General features: G+C 58.8%; 15 protein-coding genes. 4 read left to right on the forward strand and 11 right to left on the reverse strand.

The genetic code is table 11. The features are described 5' to 3' along the window. Positions 1–5 precede the first annotated feature (5 nt). The 7 genes from greA to grpE form a co-directional block, all read right to left on the reverse strand. Complete coding sequence (gene greA, locus IB241_RS13860) at positions 6–482, reverse strand: transcription elongation factor GreA (RefSeq protein WP_003235048.1); 477 nt, start codon at positions 480–482, stop codon at positions 6–8. Further along, on the reverse strand, positions 479–3,700 hold the full coding sequence (gene carB, locus IB241_RS13865) for a carbamoyl-phosphate synthase large subunit (RefSeq protein ID WP_192298924.1): 3,222 nt from the start codon (positions 3,698–3,700) through the stop codon (positions 479–481). Before carB ends, greA begins: the two co-directional genes overlap by 4 nt. A 105-nt stretch (positions 3,701–3,805) precedes the next feature. Next, on the reverse strand, positions 3,806–4,942 hold the full coding sequence (gene carA / locus IB241_RS13870) for a glutamine-hydrolyzing carbamoyl-phosphate synthase small subunit (protein ID WP_192298925.1): 1,137 nt from the start codon (positions 4,940–4,942) through the stop codon (positions 3,806–3,808). Positions 4,943–5,201: 259 nt separating this feature from the next. After that, entirely contained in the window at positions 5,202–6,008 is an 807-nt protein-coding gene (dapB, locus tag IB241_RS13875) for a 4-hydroxy-tetrahydrodipicolinate reductase (protein ID WP_192298926.1), read from the reverse strand. A gap of 9 nt (positions 6,009–6,017) precedes the next feature. After that, complete coding sequence (dnaJ, locus tag IB241_RS13880; protein WP_192298927.1) at positions 6,018–7,142, reverse strand: molecular chaperone DnaJ; 1,125 nt, start codon at positions 7,140–7,142, stop codon at positions 6,018–6,020. 318 nt (positions 7,143–7,460) lie between these two features. After that, positions 7,461–9,377: a molecular chaperone DnaK gene (gene dnaK, locus IB241_RS13885; protein ID WP_192298928.1), complete on the reverse strand. Its 1,917-nt coding sequence runs from the start codon at positions 9,375–9,377 to the stop codon at positions 7,461–7,463. A 102-nt stretch (positions 9,378–9,479) separates the two neighbouring features. Next, the gene (gene grpE / locus IB241_RS13890; protein WP_192298929.1) at positions 9,480–10,040 is read right to left on the reverse strand and encodes a nucleotide exchange factor GrpE; all 561 of its coding nucleotides are present in this window, start codon (positions 10,038–10,040) and stop codon (positions 9,480–9,482) included. Between the two features lie 253 nt (positions 10,041–10,293). On the opposite strand from grpE, the gene recN reads away from it, so the two are divergent. Next, positions 10,294–11,967: a DNA repair protein RecN gene (gene recN, locus IB241_RS13895; protein WP_192298930.1), complete on the forward strand. Its 1,674-nt coding sequence runs from the start codon at positions 10,294–10,296 to the stop codon at positions 11,965–11,967. 86 nt (positions 11,968–12,053) lie between these two features. On the opposite strand, the gene fur is transcribed toward recN, so the two are convergent. Beyond that, positions 12,054–12,458, reverse strand: a complete 405-nt coding sequence (fur, locus tag IB241_RS13900) for a ferric iron uptake transcriptional regulator (RefSeq protein ID WP_192299108.1) — start codon at positions 12,456–12,458, stop codon at positions 12,054–12,056. Positions 12,459–12,556: 98 nt separating this feature from the next. On the opposite strand from fur, the gene IB241_RS13905 reads away from it, so the two are divergent. Next, on the forward strand, positions 12,557–13,084 hold the full coding sequence (locus tag IB241_RS13905; RefSeq protein WP_192298931.1) for an outer membrane protein assembly factor BamE: 528 nt from the start codon (positions 12,557–12,559) through the stop codon (positions 13,082–13,084). A 61-nt stretch (positions 13,085–13,145) separates the two neighbouring features. On the opposite strand, the gene IB241_RS13910 is transcribed toward IB241_RS13905, so the two are convergent. Both IB241_RS13910 and IB241_RS13915 read right to left on the reverse strand, forming a co-directional pair. Continuing rightward, the gene (locus IB241_RS13910; protein ID WP_192298932.1) at positions 13,146–13,448 is read right to left on the reverse strand and encodes an RnfH family protein; all 303 of its coding nucleotides are present in this window, start codon (positions 13,446–13,448) and stop codon (positions 13,146–13,148) included. Then, the gene (locus IB241_RS13915; RefSeq protein ID WP_017735533.1) at positions 13,441–13,875 is read right to left on the reverse strand and encodes a type II toxin-antitoxin system RatA family toxin; all 435 of its coding nucleotides are present in this window, start codon (positions 13,873–13,875) and stop codon (positions 13,441–13,443) included. The genes IB241_RS13910 and IB241_RS13915 overlap by 8 nt, the downstream gene beginning before the upstream one ends. A 166-nt stretch (positions 13,876–14,041) precedes the next feature. Here IB241_RS13915 and smpB point away from each other — a divergent pair, with 166 nt between their 5' ends. Continuing rightward, positions 14,042–14,524 carry an SsrA-binding protein SmpB gene (gene smpB, locus IB241_RS13920; protein WP_192298933.1) on the forward strand — a complete coding sequence of 161 codons (483 nt, stop codon included), beginning with the start codon at positions 14,042–14,044 and terminating at the stop codon, positions 14,522–14,524. A gap of 38 nt (positions 14,525–14,562) precedes the next feature. Here smpB and IB241_RS13925 read toward each other — a convergent pair whose 3' ends face one another. Beyond that, positions 14,563–15,330 (reverse strand): GntR family transcriptional regulator, encoded by a 768-nt coding sequence (locus IB241_RS13925; RefSeq protein WP_192298934.1) that lies wholly within the window; start codon positions 15,328–15,330, stop codon positions 14,563–14,565. 261 nt (positions 15,331–15,591) lie between these two features. Here IB241_RS13925 and IB241_RS13930 point away from each other — a divergent pair, with 261 nt between their 5' ends. Then, complete coding sequence (locus IB241_RS13930) at positions 15,592–17,286, forward strand: lactate permease LctP family transporter (protein ID WP_192298935.1); 1,695 nt, start codon at positions 15,592–15,594, stop codon at positions 17,284–17,286. Positions 17,287–17,311: the final 25 nt, after the last annotated feature.

Raw genomic sequence — 17,311 nt, forward strand, 5'->3', positions numbered from 1 at the left:
GCCTTTCAGACGTGACGAACTTCAACAATCTCGTACTCGATCACGCCACCCGGCGTCTTGACGGCCACCACATCACCCTCTTCCTTGGCAATCAAGGCGCGGGCCAGCGGTGAACCGACGGAGATCTTGCCGAGCTTGAAGTCAGCTTCGTCCTCGCCAACGATGTGGTAGACCACACTTTCGTCAGTCTCGACATTGGCGATTTCCACGGTCGTGCCGAAAATCACCTTGCCGGTCTTCGGAATGGTCGTCACGTCGATCACCACCGAGTTCTGCAGGCGGCCTTCGATGTCACGGATCCGCGCCTCAACCATACCCTGCTGCTCGCGAGCAGCGTGGTATTCAGCGTTTTCCTTCAAGTCACCCAGCTCGCGGGCCGTACCGATGTCCTGGCTCAGCTTTGGACGGACGACCTTGGTCAGATGGGCGTGTTCCTCTTCCAGGGCCTTGAAGCCCTGGACGGTCATTGGGTATTTGGTCATGCCTTCAATCCTGCGTGTAGATCCTGCAAGCGACGCACGGTCTTTTCCGGACCGAACTTGAGCGCTTCGCAGATAGCTTCGCCAGCAGCAATGGTGGTGGTGCAGTAGATCTTGTGCTGCAAGGCGTTACGACGAATGGAGTAGGAATCCGCGATCGACTGGCGACCTTCAGTGGTGTTGATGATCAAGGTGACTTCGTCGTTCTTGATCATGTCGACCACGTGCGGACGGCCTTCCGTCACCTTGTTCACGCGACGCACTTTCAGACCGGCAGCCTCGATCAGCTTGGCGGTCCCGGCAGTGGCCACGACTTCGAAGCCCAAGTTGATCAGATCACGGGCAACGCCTGCAACCAGTGGCTTGTCGTCATCACGCACGCTGATGAACGCAGTACCGCCGGTCGGCAGCACTTCGCTGGCGCCCATCTGGGCCTTGGCGAATGCTTCACCGAAGGTATCGCCCACGCCCATCACTTCACCGGTGGACTTCATTTCAGGGCCCAGGATCGGGTCCACACCAGGGAATTTGGCGAATGGGAACACCGCCTCTTTCACGCTGTAGAAGTTCGGGATGATTTCCTTGGTGAAGCCGATTTCCTTCAGGGTCTTACCAGCCATCACACGGGCAGCGATCATGGCCAGGGACACACCGATGCATTTGGAAACAAACGGCACGGTACGCGAAGCGCGCGGGTTGACCTCAATAACGTAGATGTCTTCGCCTTGCAGCGCCAACTGTACGTTCATCAGGCCGACCACACCCAGCTCCAGGGCCATTTTCTTGACCTGTTCGCGCATCTCGTCCTGGATGTGCACCGGCAGCGAGTACGGCGGCAGCGAGCATGCGGAGTCACCGGAGTGAACGCCAGCCTGTTCGATGTGCTGCATGATCGCGCCGATCACCACGTCGGTGCCGTCGCAAACAGCGTCCACGTCCATTTCGATGGCGCAGTTGAGGAAGTGGTCCAGCAGCACCGGGCTGTCATTGGACACTTTCACGGCGTCACGCAGGTAACGCTTGAGCTCTTCTTCTTCGTAGACGATTTCCATCGCCCGACCGCCCAGTACGTAGGACGGACGCACCACCAGCGGGTAGCCGATCTTGCTGGCTGCACGGATGGCCTCGTCTTCGCTGCGCACAGTGGCGTTTGGCGGCTGACGCAGATTCAGGCGCTCAACCATTTGCTGGAAGCGCTCACGGTCTTCGGCACGGTCGATGGCGTCAGGGCTGGTACCGATGATCGGCACGCCAGCCGCTTCAAGGGCGCGAGCCAGTTTCAGCGGGGTTTGGCCGCCGTACTGGACGATCACGCCTTTGGGCTTCTCGACGCGTACGATTTCCAGCACGTCTTCCAGGGTCACTGGTTCGAAGTACAGGCGATCAGAAGTGTCGTAGTCGGTGGAAACAGTTTCCGGGTTGCAGTTGACCATGATGGTCTCGTACCCGTCTGCGCGCAGGGCCAGAGCGGCGTGTACGCAGCAGTAGTCGAACTCGATGCCTTGGCCGATACGGTTTGGACCGCCGCCCAGGATCATGATCTTGTCGCGACCCGACGGCGCCGCTTCGCACTCTTCCTCGTAGGTGGAGTACAAGTACGCGGTATCGGTGGAGAACTCGGCAGCGCAGGTGTCAACGCGCTTGTAGACCGGGAAGATCTCCAGCTTGTGGCGATGGGTCCGCAGGTTTTTCTCGGTCACGCCCAGCAGCTTGGCCAGACGCTGGTCGGAGAAACCTTTGCGCTTGAGGCGGAACATCATGTCGCGGTCGATGCTGGCCAGACCCAGGGTCTTGACCTTCTCTTCTTCCTTGATCAGATCTTCGATCTGCACCAGGAACCACGGGTCGATCATGTTCATGCCGAAGATGTCTTCGACGGACAGGCCGGCACGGAAGGCATCAGCCACGTACCAGATACGCTCGGCGCCCGGCACGGTCAGCTCGCGCTTGAGCACGCTCATGCTTTCCGGGTTGCTCAGGTCGAGCTTCTCGTCCAGGCCACAAACGCCCACTTCCAGGCCGCGCAGGGCTTTCTGCAAGGATTCCTGGAACGTACGGCCGATGGCCATGACTTCACCCACGGATTTCATCTGGGTGGTCAGGCGCGCGTCAGCCTTGGCGAACTTCTCGAAGGCGAAACGTGGCAGCTTGGTCACGACGTAGTCGATGGACGGCTCGAAGGACGCCGGAGTCTTGCCGCCGGTGATGTCGTTCGACAGCTCATCCAGGGTGTAACCCACCGCCAGCTTGGCCGCGACCTTGGCAATCGGGAAGCCGGTGGCTTTCGAGGCCAGAGCCGAAGAGCGGGATACACGCGGGTTCATTTCGATCACGACCATGCGGCCGGTGTTCGGGCAGATGCCGAACTGAACGTTGGAACCGCCGGTTTCCACGCCGATCTCGCGCAGTACCGCCAGGGAGGCGTTACGCAGGATCTGGTATTCCTTGTCGGTCAGGGTCTGCGCTGGAGCCACAGTGATCGAGTCACCAGTGTGCACGCCCATCGGGTCAAAGTTTTCGATGGAGCAGACGATGATGCAGTTGTCCTTCTTATCGCGGACAACCTCCATCTCATATTCTTTCCAACCGATCAGGGATTCGTCGATCAGCAGCTCTTTGGTCGGCGACAGGTCCAGGCCGCGGGCGCAGATTTCTTCGAATTCTTCACGGTTGTAAGCGATACCGCCACCCGTGCCGCCCATGGTGAAGGACGGACGGATGATGCACGGGAAGCCCAGGGTCTCGAGGACCGCGTTGGCCTCTTCCATGCTGTGGGCGATACCGGAACGCGGGCACGCCAGGCCGATGGATTTCATCGCCTTGTCGAAACGCGAACGGTCTTCAGCCTTGTCGATGGTGTCGGCGTTGGCACCGATCATCTCTACGCCGAACTTTTCCAGGACGCCTTCGCGCTCCAGGTCCAGGGCGCAGTTCAGGGCAGTCTGGCCACCCATGGTTGGCAACAGTGCGTCCGGACGCTCTTTCTCGATGATCTTGGCAACGGTTTGCCACTTGATCGGCTCGATGTAGGTGGCGTCGGCCATGTCCGGGTCGGTCATGATGGTGGCCGGGTTGGAGTTCACCAGGATGACGCGGTAGCCCTCTTCGCGCAGGGCTTTGCAGGCCTGGGCGCCGGAGTAGTCGAATTCGCAGGCCTGGCCGATAACGATCGGGCCAGCGCCAAGAATCAGGATGCTTTTTATGTCTGTACGTTTTGGCATGGGTTTGTCACTCAAATCCGCAGGTCAGTCGGCAAGCCGTCTTGAACAATCTTTGAAGAGCCTGCGGGGGCCACCGAGGTACGGGGCCGCCCGCAGGCCACTCAGTCAGCGTCGCTTGGCCATCTCATTGATGAAACGGTCGAACAGCGGCGCTACGTCGTTCGGGCCCGGGCTCGCTTCTGGGTGGCCCTGGAAGCTGAACGCGCTCTTGTCGGTGCGCTCGATGCCTTGCAGGGAGCCGTCGAACAGCGACTTGTGAATGGCGCGGACATTGCCCGGCAAAGTCGCTTCATCCACTGCAAAACCGTGGTTCTGGCTGGTGATCATGACGACGCCAGTGTCCAAGTCCTGCACAGGGTGGTTGGCACCGTGGTGGCCGTGCCCCATTTTCAGGGTCTTGGCGCCGGAGGCCAGGGCCAGCAGTTGGTGACCGAGGCAGATGCCGAACACCGGGATCTCGGTTTCCAGCACGTCCTTGATCGCCTGGATGGCGTAGTCGCACGGCTCAGGGTCGCCCGGGCCGTTGGACAGGAACACGCCGTCCGGTTGCAGGGCCAAGACATCGCTGGCCGGGGTTTGCGCCGGCACCACGGTCACGCGGCAGCCGCGCTCGACCAGCATGCGCAGGATGTTGTACTTGACGCCGTAGTCGTAGGCCACAACGTGGTAAGGCAGCTCGGCGGCCTCGATGGTCGCGTGACTGTCGGTCTTCAATTCCCAGACAGTGGAGCGCCACTCATACGATTCCTTGGTACTGACCACTTTTGCCAGGTCCATGCCTTTCAGGCCAGGGAAACCCTGCGCAGCAGCAATTGCAGCAGCTTCGGAAATATTGTCACCGACCATGATGCAGCCGTTCTGCGAGCCTTTTTCACGCAGGATGCGTGTCAGGCGGCGCGTGTCGATACCGGCGATCGCCACAACATTGTTGGCTTTCAGGTAATCGGACAGCGACATCGTGTTACGCCAGTTGCTCGCAACCAGTGGCAGGTCACGAATCACCAGACCAGCCGACCAGACACGATCAGACTCGACGTCTTCCGGTGTAGTACCGGTGTTGCCGATGTGTGGATAGGTCAGGGTAACGATCTGTTGGGCGTAGGAAGGATCGGTAAGGATTTCCTGATAGCCGGTCATGGCGGTGTTAAACACCACCTCTCCAACGGTCTGACCGTCGGCTCCAATGGCTTCGCCGCGAAAAATGCTGCCATCAGCAAGGGCGAGTATGGCTGGCTTAGTCAAGAAGACCTCCCGTAAATAAAGCCTGAAAGGGCGATCGCAGGTTGTAAAAAAGCGGAGTGACGTATGGACACGTCACCCCGCTTCTTCACTGAATTATTCTGCGCGCTTTTAGTGGACACACTAAAGCTGTAGCTTACAGAAAAAGGCTTTTTGGGTCCACCGCTAATGAGCCTAAAAGGCAGGGGAATGCGACAGGACGTCGCTTAGCGGGTAAAAACGGGGCCTCAGGGTAATCCTGACGCCCCGTTTTAGCTACTGATTAGTGCAGATCCAGCACATCACGCATGTCATACAGCCCCGGCTCACGGCCGTCCAACCAGAGCGCAGCACGTACCGCACCCTTGGCAAAGGTCATGCGGCTGGATGCCTTGTGCGTGATCTCCAGACGCTCGCCTTCAGTGGCGAACAGCACCGTGTGATCACCGACCACATCACCACCGCGCACGGTCGCAAAGCCGATGGTGTCACGCGCACGCGCACCGGTATGGCCTTCACGACCGTACACCGCGACCTTCGACAGATCACGACCCAACGCATCGGCAATTGCCTCACCCATGCGCAGCGCAGTGCCCGAGGGCGCATCGATCTTGTGACGGTGATGGGTTTCGATAATCTCGATGTCCGCCTCATCTCCCAGCACCCGCGCTGCCAGATCCAGCAACTTGAGCGACAGATTCACGCCGACACTGAAATTGGCCGCGAACACGACAGGAATTTCCTTGCCCGCCTCCACCAGCACCTGCTTCTGTTCAGCACTCAAGCCCGTAGTACCGATGACCATGGCCTTGCCCGCCTTGCGGCAGAACGCCAGGTTCTTCAGCATCACGTCCGGCAGGGTGAAGTCGATCAGGACGTCAAATTCATCCGCCACCTGCTCCAGGCTGCCCGACAGCGAAACGCCGATCCGACCCAACGAGGCCAACTCACCAGCGTCCGCACCGATCAACGTGCTGCCGGGGCGAACGATCGCCGCCGTCAGCCCGGAAACCGGCGAGCGCTGCTGCACCGCCTCGATCAGCGTCTTGCCCATGCGCCCGGCAGCGCCCATTACGGCTATACGTCGCATATTCATTCCTTACAGGTCGCCGAAGAAGCGCTTCACGCCATCGAAAAAGCCTGTGGTTTTCGGCGAATGGGAGTCATCACCTTCCAGCGAACTGCGGAACTCTTCAAGCAACTCGCGCTGACGACGATTCAGATTGACCGGCGTTTCAACCGCCACACGGCACATCAGATCGCCAGCACCGCCACCGCGCACCGGCGCAACGCCTTTGCCACGGATACGGAACTGCTTGCCGGTCTGAGTCCCCTCAGGGATCTTCAGCTTGACCCGACCATCCAGGGTCGGAATCTCCAGCTCGCCACCCAGCGCCGCATCCACAAAGCTGATCGGCACTTCGCAGAACAGGTGCTTGCCGTCACGCTGGAAGATCGAGTGCTCGCGCACATTGATCACCACGTACAGGTCGCCCGTTGGCCCGCCCTGGGTGCCCGCTTCGCCCTCACCCGACAGGCGGATGCGATCACCGGTATCCACGCCCGCTGGCACTTTCACCGACAGCGTCTTGTACTCTTCGACACGCCCTTCGCCGTGGCAGGAATCGCACGGGTCGGAAATGATCTTGCCCTGGCCATGGCAACGCGGGCAGGTCTGCTGCACCGAGAAGAAGCCCTGCTGCATGCGAACCTGACCAATACCGCCGCACGTCGGGCAAGTGATCGGCGAGGAGCCTTTCTTGGCACCCGAGCCGTCGCACGGCTTGCAGTTAACCAGTGTCGGCACACGAATGTTGACGCTGGTGCCGCGCACGGCCTCTTCCAGGTTCAGCTCGAGGGTATAGCGCAAGTCGCTGCCACGCTGGGCCCCGCCACGCTGACCGCCACGGCCACCGCCGAAGAAATCGCTGAACACATCGCCGAAAATATCGGAGAAATTCTGACCACCAAACCCGGCACCACCGCCACCCATGCTCGGGTCGACGCCGGCATGGCCATACTGGTCGTAGGCCGCACGCTTATTGGGATCAGACAAGCATTCGTAGGCCTCGTTGGCCTCTTTGAACATCTCTTCGGATTCTTTGCTATCCGGATTACGGTCCGGGTGGTGCTTCATCGCCAGGCGACGGTAGGCCTTCTTCAGGTCCGCATCGCTGGAGCCGCGCTCCACACCCAACACTTCGTAATAGTCACGCTTTGCCATAAGTCTTTGCACTCTTGTAGGACGTTCAGCCAGACCCTCCTGAGACTTGCCAAACTCGTTGAGCCCCAATACAGGCCCGGACCCAACTCACGTCAATTCAACGATCCTGGTCATAACTACTTTTAGCCAGGGACCTGGCCAAAAATGCGGTATTTACTGCTCGGAAAGCAGGAGCATTCCCGATCACACCGCCAGCATCCGAGCGATGTCGCATGCTGTAAAAATTCCCATACCCCAGACACGCCAACGCGGGAGCAAGCTCCCGCGCGGCGACATCCTACCAGTCACCGCTTGATAGCGGTCAACCGGACGAGCAACTTACTTCTGCTCTTTGACTTCTTCGAACTCAGCATCAACCACGTCATCGTGCTTGGCTTCAGGCTCTGCCTGTTGCGCGCCGCCCTCAGGCTGAGCCTGTTGTTCGGCGTACATCTTCTGAGCAACCGGCGCGGAGACTTTCGACAGCTCCTCAACCTTGGCATCGATGGCAGCCTTGTCGTCGCCTTTGATGGCGGCTTCAAGGGCAACCACGGCAGCTTCGATCGCGGTCTTCTCTTCGGCAGTCACTTTGTCGCCAGCATCAACGACCATTTTGCGCGTCGAGTGAACCAGTGCATCACCCTGGTTACGGGCAGCGGCCAGCTCTGCAAACTTGGCGTCCGCGTCAGCGTTGGCTTCAGCATCACGAATCATCTGTTGAATTTCTTCATCAGACAGACCGGAGTTGGCCTTGATCGTGATCTTCTGCTCTTTGCCGGTAGCCTTGTCTTTCGCACCAACGTGCAGGATGCCGTTGGCGTCGATGTCGAAGGTCACTTCGATTTGTGGCACGCCACGTGGTGCTGGTGGAATCTCGGCCAGGTCGAACTTGCCCAGGGACTTGTTCTGCGCAGCCTGCTTACGCTCACCTTGCAGCACGTGAATGGTCACAGCGCCCTGGTTGTCATCGGCAGTCGAGAACACTTGCGATTTCTTGGTAGGAATCGTGGTGTTTTTCTCGATCAGCGCAGTCATCACGCCACCCATGGTTTCGATACCCAGGGTCAGCGGGCTGACGTCCAGCAGCAACACGTCTTTCACGTCGCCGGCCAATACTGCGCCCTGGATAGCAGCACCCATGGCAACCGCTTCGTCCGGGTTCACGTCTTTACGTGCTTCTTTACCGAAGAACTCGGTTACTTTTTGCTGTACCAGCGGCATGCGAGTCTGGCCGCCGACCAGGATCACGTCGTTGATGGAACCAACGTCGATACCGGCATCTTTCAATGCAATGCGGCAAGGCTCGATGGTGCGCTGAACCAGGTCTTCGACCAGCGATTCCAACTTGGCGCGAGAAATCTTCACGTTCAAGTGTTTAGGACCGGTGGCGTCTGCAGTGATGTACGGCAGGTTCACGTCGGTCGCATTGCTGGACGACAATTCGATCTTGGCTTTTTCAGCAGCTTCTTTCAGACGCTGCATCGCCAGCGGATCACCCTTGAGGTTCATGCCGCTTTCTTTCTTGAATTCGTCGACGAGGTAGTCGATCAGACGAATGTCAAAGTCCTCACCACCCAGGAAGGTGTCGCCGTTGGTGGCCAACACTTCGAACTGGTGCTCGCCGTCAACTTCAGCGATCTCGATCACGGAGACGTCGAAAGTACCACCACCCAGGTCATAAACGATCACGGTGTGGTCGCCTTTGGCCTTGTCCATACCGTAAGCCAGAGCGGCCGCGGTAGGTTCGTTGATGATACGTTTTACGTCCAGGCCCGCGATACGGCCGGCGTCTTTGGTTGCCTGACGCTGGCTGTCGTTGAAGTAGGCCGGAACGGTGATGACCGCTTCAGTCACTGGCTCGCCGAGGTAGTCTTCGGCGGTTTTCTTCATCTTTTTCAAGACTTCAGCCGAGATCTGCGGTGCAGACATCTTGTTGCCGTTTACTTCAACCCAGGCGTCACCGTTGTCAGCCTTGGCGATTTTGTACGGAACCATCTTGATGTCTTTCTGCACGACTTCTTCGTCGAACTTACGACCGATCAGACGTTTTACCGCGTACAGAGTGTTGTGCGGGTTGGTGACAGCCTGGCGCTTGGCCGACTGACCTACAAGAATTTCACCGTCATTGGCGTAAGCAATGATCGACGGCGTGGTACGCGCGCCTTCGGCGTTTTCGATAACTTTAGCTTTACCGTTTTCCATAACGGAGACACACGAGTTGGTGGTCCCCAGGTCGATACCGATGATTTTGCCCATGATTTACTCTCCCGAAACTTGAATTTGGTTGCCGCAGCAGTGGTGGCTAACTGCGGTAGCACTTAAACGCTTGACTTATAGATGGGGGCCTTGCGGCGAATTTCAAGCCTGCTCATCAATAGAAGGTGCAACAGGTGCCGGCGTCTTGCTTACCACCACCATTGCCGGGCGCAACAAGCGACCGTTGAGCAGATAACCCTTCTGGAACACTTTCAACACACTGTTCGGTTCAAGGTCATGGCTTTCCTGCATGGCCATGGCCTGGTGATGCTCAGCGTTGAACGGCTCGCCGCCTTGCGGATCAATCGCCTCCAACTGATAACGCTTCAGGGTGTCCTGGAACATTTTCAGGGTCAGCTCGATCCCTTCGCGCATTGGGCGGATGTTTTCATCGTCCGGGTTGGACAAATCAAGGCCACGTTCCAGGCTGTCGATAATCGGCAGCAGGTCGCCAGCGAATTTTTCCAGCGCGAACTTGTGAGCCTTCTCCACATCCTGCTCGGCACGGCGGCGGACGTTCTGCAGATCGGCGGCAACACGCAGAGCCTGATCATTCGCCGCAGCCAATTGCTCTTCGAGCACTTGCACACGCGTTGCCAGCTCATCACCGACAGCCGAATTGGCGTCTGGAGTTTGCGTATCCTGCGTCTGTTCGTCAGCCATAGTTTTCTCCTTTCAAAATCATGCGCGAACTCAACTCGCGCTTCTGTTCCGGTATATGGGGCCACAATTTCCAGGTTCAAGGGCCAGAGCGTTACCAAAAGTCGTTCACGTGCTCCCGATCAGTTCCTGCACGATCATTCCTCATCGCGCTAAAAAAAACAGCCGATCAAGCAAATCGAGCTAAGCATCAGGATTGTCAGCCCAGAACAAAACACTGTATAAATAACCAGACCTAACGCCTGGGAGCGCCCTCATGCTCGTGCACCTGTCTGTACATAACTACGCCATCGTTGAACACCTGGATCTCGAACTGGATCGCGGGATGAGCGTAATCACGGGCGAAACCGGAGCCGGTAAATCGATCATGCTCGACGCCCTGGGCCTGACCCTCGGTGACCGCGCCGACAGCGGCGTGGTGCGCCCAGGCGCAGACAAGGCCGACATCCTCGCGACCTTCGACCTGGCAGACATTCCCGAGGCTGAAGCCTGGCTGGCCGAACGCGACCTTAATAATGACGGCCCATGCATCCTGCGCCGGGTCATCACCGCCGAAGGCCGCTCACGTGGCTATATCAATGGCACGCCCTGCCCCCTTGGCGACCTGAAAGCCCTGGGCGAGTTGCTGATCGACATCCACAGCCAACACGAACACCAGTCCCTGCTGAAAACCGACACCCATCGTCGCCTGCTTGACGAGTACGCCGGCGCCACCGACCTTGCGCGACAAGTGCAACTGGCCGCCCAACGCTGGCGCCAAACCCGCCAGGAACTGGAACGCCTTTCCAATTCCGGCGACGAACAGCGTGCTCGCCACCAGCTACTCAGCTACCAACTCGAAGAACTCGAAAGCCTGGGCCTGGGCGAGACCGAACTGGAACAGCTTGAGCAGGAACACAAAAACCTGACCAACGCCGAAACCCTGCTGGGTATTTGCCGCCAGGTGGTCGAGCAGTGCAGCGAAAGCGACTCCGGCAATGTGCTCAACGCACTGACCGCCAGCCTCAATCGCCTGTCCAGCGTTAACAACGCCTCTGGCTCCCTTTGCGAAGCGACCACCCTGCTGACCAGCGCCCAGATTCAAGTGGAAGAAGCCGTCGGCGAGCTGAATCGCTTCCTCGACCATTTCGACGCCGACCCGGCACGACTGCAGGAAATCGAAGAGCGCCTGGACACTATCTATACCCTGGCGCGCAAACATCGAATCCAGCCCACCGAAGTGGCAGCGATGCAGCAGAAGCTGCTGGATGAAATCGAAACCCTGAATGCCAATGACGAATCCATCGAGCGACTCGGCGATGAGCTCGCCTCTTTCGCCCGCCACTATCAAGAGAAGGCCCGCGAACTAAGCGACCTGCGCCAACAGGCCGCCACCAGCCTCGCCGGCGCAGTGGAACTGGAAATCCAGCGCCTGGGCATGCCAGGCGGGCGCTTCACCATCGAGCTACGCGCCAACTCCAACGCCGAACTGCAACCTCACGGCCTTGAACAGGTAGAACTACTGGTCAGCGCCAACCCTGGGCAGCCGCTCAAGGCACTGGCAAAAGTGGCGTCCGGCGGCGAGCTCTCCCGGATCAGCCTGGCCATCCAGGTCATCACCGCACAGACATCTCGCGTGCCAACGCTGGTATTCGATGAAGTGGACGTGGGGATTGGTGGGCCGACGGCGGAAATTGTGGGCCAACTGCTACGCCGACTGGGAGATCGCGGTCAGGTACTTACCGTCACTCACCTACCGCAAGTGGCGGCCCAGGGGCATCAACACCTGTTCGTGCACAAAGTCCGCGGTAGCGATGCGACGCACACGGCCGTGTCCAAGCTGAACAAATCGGAACGCGTGGAAGAAGTAGCACGGATGCTCGGCGGCATCGACTTGACCAAGGAGTCCTTGGCGCACGCGAAAAAAATGGTAGTGGCGTCGAAGGCCTGACCTGACGCTTTTACCTTTATATAGAACGCACGAAGGCGACCCCAGGGTCGCCTTCGTGCGTTTCGCAGAACAAATCTGCGCTATTTTTACTTTTTCTTACGGATGTACAACACGAGATTATGGTCAATCAAATCGAAGCCATGCTCTTCAGCTATTTTGTGCTGGAGCGCTTCGATTTCCGGACTGGTGAACTCGACAACCTCGTTGGTATCCAGGTTAACCATGTGATCGTGATGACCACCGTCAGCCAATTCAAATACCGCATGACCGCCGTCGAAATTATGACGAACCACCAGCCCTGCGGCTTCAAACTGGGTCAGCACACGGTAAACCGTGGCCAGGCCAACGTCCTCGTTAGACTCCATCAGCGCCTTGTAGACATCTTCAGCACTCATGTGACGCTGCTCAGCAGAATCGAGCATTTGTAGAATCTTGACTCGTGGCAGAGTCACTTTAAGACCGGCTTTACGTAGTTCGCTATTTTCAACCATGGTTAGCTTTCTCGCGGATGCTGCTTCGCAGCTTCTCTTAATACGGGTATGATCGGCGTTTACGTTGTCCCAGCCAAGATAGTGGAAGTCGCCCACCGATGCAAAACACCAAGCTCTTGCTAACCAGTTTCACCTTTGTGGGACTGCTCGCACTCGCCGGTTGTTCATTCCCCGGGGTTTACAAAATCGACATCCAGCAGGGCAATGTCGTCACGCAGGACATGATAGACCAGTTACGCCCGGGAATGACCCGACGGCAAGTACGGTTTATCATGGGCAACCCCCTGCTGACCGACACTTTCCATGCTGATCGCTGGGATTATCTCTACAGCATCCAACCTGGTGGCGGTGAGCGCCAGCAGGAACGCGTCAGCGTCATTTTTAATGGCAACGACCAGCTTGTGAGCCTGTCCGGTGACTTCATGCCTGGCGTAAGCCGCGATGAAGCCTTGCTCGGCAAGGACAACGGCACCAACGTCACTGCGCCAGCGCAGGAAGCCGAGAAGCCCAAGTCCGAAGTCCCTGCCAAACCAGGCTCTCTGCTCGACAAGATCCAGAAAGACGTCGACGGCGTGGAAACTGTTCCAGTCCCAACACCACAGCCTCTGGACACCAGCCCGCAGTAAGTGTGCGGCGCTCAAAAAAGCCCGGCATGCCGGGCTTTTTGTTGCCTGCTGCCTGGCAAGCTCAGGAGTTCTGTTGCCGGGCCAAGGCCGCCTTGGCTGCACGCAGCCTACGCACCTCCTTAGGATCCGCCAGCAAGGGCCGGTAGATCTCAATCCGATCACCCGCCTGTACGGCGCGCACCTCTGGGTCCGCAACGACCTTGCCGAATATTCCCAAGGGACAATCAGCCAGATTCAGCTCGGGAAATTGCGCCGCAATCCCCGAAGCCTGCACCGCCGCCCGCAGGCTGGTGCCGGGCGCCACTGCCATCGCCAGCAAGACCTGGCGATCCACGGCGGCATACACCACTTCAATCTCAACCATGCAGTTGCTTGGCTCGCTGACAGAACGCGTCCACCAACGTATTGGCCGCCTGGTTGAACAAAGGGCCCAGTGTCGCGCGAACAAGCGGCCCCGCGTAATCAAAAGAAAGATCCAGGCTGATCTTGCAAGCCTTGTCAGTCAGCGCCTTGAATACCCATACGCCATGTAACTGGGTGAACGGCCCTTCCTGCAGATTCATCTCGATGGATTTCCCGGGCACCAACACGTTACGCGTAACAAAGTGCTGGCCAATGCCCCCTTTTGCCACACCAACGCTGGCAACCATATGCTCATCACTGCTTTCCAGCACCTCGGCCGCCGAGCACCAGGGCAGGAATTCCGGGTAACGCGCCACGTCGTTGACCAGGTCATAGAGCGCTTGCGCCGGATAAGGCAACAAGGCCGAACGTTGAATATGCGTCGTCATGTGAGCGTTATTTCCACTGCTGAGGCAAACATCGCGAAACAACAGCCCGATCCGCGAGAGAAAAAAACCAAAGAACTGCCCGTATTGTCCGGGATTCATCCAACACGCTCAAGCACGCAGGTTGACCGTAGCCGACTCGCTCGCAACTCCCTATAATGCCGCCCCTATGGCTAAACAAAAGAAACACCCCACAGGGACCATCGCGCAAAATAAAAAGGCGCGACACGATTACTTCATCGAACATCGGTTCGAGGCTGGTCTGGTCCTGGCCGGCTGGGAAGTGAAAAGTCTGCGTGCCAACAAGCTGCAACTGGTCGACAGCTACGTGCTGCTCAAGGATGGCGAGGCGTGGCTGCTGGGCAGTCATATCACCCCGCTGACCACCGCGAGCACCCACGTGATTGCCGACCCGGTGCGCACGCGCAAACTGTTGCTCAATGCGCGCGAACTGGAAAAACTCGCCGCCGCCGTACAGCAGAAAGGCTATGCCTGCGTCTGCCTGTCCTGGTATTGGAGCAAGCACCTGGTCAAATGCGAGATCGCACTCGGCAAGGGCAAGAAGGAATACGACAAGCGCGATACCGAGCGTGAACGCGACTCCAATCGCGAGCTGCACCGCGCCGTGCGCAACAAGGGCAAGGAAGAGTAATCCTTGCAGCGATGTAGCCCTGGGTGCATCACCCTTGGCTACATGCCTTTACGCCGCTCAGCCCGCGCAACCCGCTGAACCTCCTGACGCACCTCTTCCAACACTTCCTGCACGTACTGCAGATGACGCGTGGAAACCTCACGCGCCGCCTCGGCCCGCCCCTCGATAATCGCCAGATACAAATCCCGGTGCTGACTGATCAGCATGTCGCGGGTTTCCGTACGCTGCTGATACATCCCACCGATATTGGTCACCACGTTGCGCTTGAGCAAATCGAACAGCCCGCGGATGGTGTGCAGCAACACGGCGTTATGACTGGCCTCGGCAATCGCCAGGTGAAAGCTCGCATCCGCCGCCCCCTCTTCCGCCCGACTGACCTCATCGACCCGCGAGTAGCAATCCTGCAACGCATTAAACGCCGCTGTCAGCCGCTCACGGTCAACCTCGGTGGCGCGCAACGATGCGTAATACGCACATGACGCCTCAAGCGTCTGGCGAAACTCCAACAGATCCCGTTGCGCCTCGGGGTTGTTCTCCAACAGGTGCAACAGCGGATCACTGAACGTAGACCCCAACGATTCAGCGACATAGTTACCCCCGCCCTGGCGACTGACCAGCAACCCCTTGGCCGCGAGCTTCTGGATTGCCTCGCGCAACGACGGTCGCGACACGCCAAACCGCTCCGCCAATGCGCGCTCGGCTGGCAAGCGCTCGCCCGACTTCAGCGTGCCCTCAAGGATCATGCCCTCAAGCTGCTCGACAATATCGTCGGACAAACGGCGCTGACGCACCTGATCAAACCCCATAACTCACTCTCCACCATCCCGACCACTCGCCGGGCCCTCTATTCTCGCCTATCGCAGCGCTTGCAGCACCTATCAGAGCGCCTCGGATTTATCCAATCAGATCCCCTCGCCCAACTTCCTACGACGAAAGTTTCGCAGGCGGCAAATTGACACATCCCCCGAAGGCTTTTAACCTAGCCAACAGCGATTGTAAATTGGTATTACCAATTATCCAAATCGACTACACAGTGCCTGACCAACAACAATTAGGGGCCACCCCATATGCAAACTTGGCAACAGCTCTACAGCCCGCTCGGCAGCCTCGGCCTGTCCGCACTGGCCGCCGTCATTCCCATCGTATTCTTCTTCCTGGCCCTGGCCGTGTTTCGCCTCAAAGGCCACGTAGCCGGCAGCATCACGCTGGCCCTCTCGATCCTGGTGGCGATCTTTGCCTTCCAAATGCCGGTGGACATGGCGTTCGCCGCGGCCGGTTACGGTTTTGCCTATGGCCTGTGGCCGATCGCATGGATCATCGTCGCCGCCGTGTTCCTCTACAAACTGACCGTCAAGAGCGGCCAGTTCGAGGTCATCCGCAGTTCGGTCCTGTCGATCACCGACGACCAGCGCTTGCAAGTGCTGCTGATCGGCTTCTGCTTCGGCGCCTTCCTCGAAGGGGCTGCCGGTTTCGGCGCGCCCGTGGCGATCACCGCCGCGCTATTGGTGGGCCTGGGTTTCAACCCGCTGTACGCGGCCGGCCTGTGCCTGATTGCCAACACCGCACCGGTGGCGTTCGGCGCCCTGGGGATCCCGATCATCGTGGCAGGCCAGGTAACCGGCATCGACGCGTTCAAAATCGGCGCCATGACTGGTCGCCAACTGCCGCTACTGTCGCTGTTCGTACCGTTCTGGCTGGTGTTCATGATGGACGGCCTGCGCGGCGTTCGCGAAACCTGGCCCGCGGCACTGGTCGCAGGCTTGAGCTTTGCGATCACGCAGTACTTCACATCCAACTTCATTGGCCCGGAACTGCCGGACATCACCTCGGCCCTGGCCAGCCTGATTTCCCTGACCCTGTTCCTGAAGGTCTGGCAACCCAAGCGCACCGCGGGCGCGCAGATTGCTGGCGCCACCGCCGGCGCCACTGTCACCGCCAGTGCCGGCGGTTTCGGTCAACCACGCACCACGGTTGCATCGCCCTACAGCCTGGGGGAAATTTTCAAGGCATGGTCGCCGTTCCTGATCCTCACCGTACTGGTGACTATCTGGACCCTCAAACCGTTCAAGGCCATGTTCGCTGCGGGCGGCTCGATGTACAGCTGGGTCTTCAACTTCGCGATTCCGCACCTGGACCAGATGGTAGTGAAGGTCGCCCCCATCGTGACCAACCCGACCGCGATCCCGGCAGTGTTCAAGCTGGACCCGATCTCGGCGACCGGCACGGCGATTTTCTTCTCCGCACTGATCTCGATGCTGGTACTGAAGATCAACATCAAAACTGGTCTTACCACTTTGAAAGAGACCTTCTATGAACTGCGCTGGCCGATCCTGTCCATCGGCATGGTGCTGGCCTTCGCCTTCGTCACCAACTACTCCGGCATGTCTTCGACCATGGCGTTGGTATTGGCCGGCACGGGCGCGGCATTCCCGTTCTTCTCGCCATTCCTCGGCTGGCTGGGCGTGTTCCTGACAGGCTCGGACACCTCGTCCAACGCCCTGTTCAGCTCGTTGCAAGCCACCACCGCACACCAGATCGGCGTCAATGACACCCTGCTGGTCGCGGCAAACACCAGCGGCGGCGTCACTGGCAAGATGATCTCGCCGCAATCGATCGCCGTGGCCTGCGCCGCCACCGGCCTGGTCGGCAAAGAGTCAGACCTGTTCCGCTTCACACTCAAGCACAGCCTGTTCTTTGCCACCATCGTCGGCCTGATCACCCTGGCCCAGGCCTACTGGTTCACCGGTATGCTGGTGCACTAAGACCTGCACGCAATAGAGTAAGAAT

It is taken from the genome of Pseudomonas sp. PDM05, from assembly GCF_014851685.1.
Lineage (GTDB): Bacteria > Pseudomonadota > Gammaproteobacteria > Pseudomonadales > Pseudomonadaceae > Aquipseudomonas.

What these genes read in the sequence shown, in the direction of transcription:
- greA (WP_003235048.1), bottom strand. Translation starts at nt 482, where the DNA reads ATGACCAAATACCCAATGACCGTCCAGGGCTTCAAGGCCCTGGAAGAG.
- carB (WP_192298924.1), bottom strand. Translation starts at nt 3,700, where the DNA reads ATGCCAAAACGTACAGACATAAAAAGCATCCTGATTCTTGGCGCTGGC.
- dapB (WP_192298926.1), bottom strand. Translation starts at nt 6,008, where the DNA reads ATGCGACGTATAGCCGTAATGGGCGCTGCCGGGCGCATGGGCAAGACG.
- dnaJ (WP_192298927.1), bottom strand. Translation starts at nt 7,142, where the DNA reads ATGGCAAAGCGTGACTATTACGAAGTGTTGGGTGTGGAGCGCGGCTCC.
- dnaK (WP_192298928.1), bottom strand. Translation starts at nt 9,377, where the DNA reads ATGGGCAAAATCATCGGTATCGACCTGGGGACCACCAACTCGTGTGTC.
- grpE (WP_192298929.1), bottom strand. Translation starts at nt 10,040, where the DNA reads ATGGCTGACGAACAGACGCAGGATACGCAAACTCCAGACGCCAATTCG.
- recN (WP_192298930.1), top strand. Translation starts at nt 10,294, where the DNA reads ATGCTCGTGCACCTGTCTGTACATAACTACGCCATCGTTGAACACCTG.
- fur (WP_192299108.1), bottom strand. Translation starts at nt 12,458, where the DNA reads ATGGTTGAAAATAGCGAACTACGTAAAGCCGGTCTTAAAGTGACTCTG.
- IB241_RS13905 (WP_192298931.1), top strand. Translation starts at nt 12,557, where the DNA reads ATGCAAAACACCAAGCTCTTGCTAACCAGTTTCACCTTTGTGGGACTG.
- IB241_RS13910 (WP_192298932.1), bottom strand. Translation starts at nt 13,448, where the DNA reads ATGGTTGAGATTGAAGTGGTGTATGCCGCCGTGGATCGCCAGGTCTTG.
- IB241_RS13915 (WP_017735533.1), bottom strand. Translation starts at nt 13,875, where the DNA reads ATGACGACGCATATTCAACGTTCGGCCTTGTTGCCTTATCCGGCGCAA.
- smpB (WP_192298933.1), top strand. Translation starts at nt 14,042, where the DNA reads ATGGCTAAACAAAAGAAACACCCCACAGGGACCATCGCGCAAAATAAA.
- IB241_RS13925 (WP_192298934.1), bottom strand. Translation starts at nt 15,330, where the DNA reads ATGGGGTTTGATCAGGTGCGTCAGCGCCGTTTGTCCGACGATATTGTC.
- IB241_RS13930 (WP_192298935.1), top strand. Translation starts at nt 15,592, where the DNA reads ATGCAAACTTGGCAACAGCTCTACAGCCCGCTCGGCAGCCTCGGCCTG.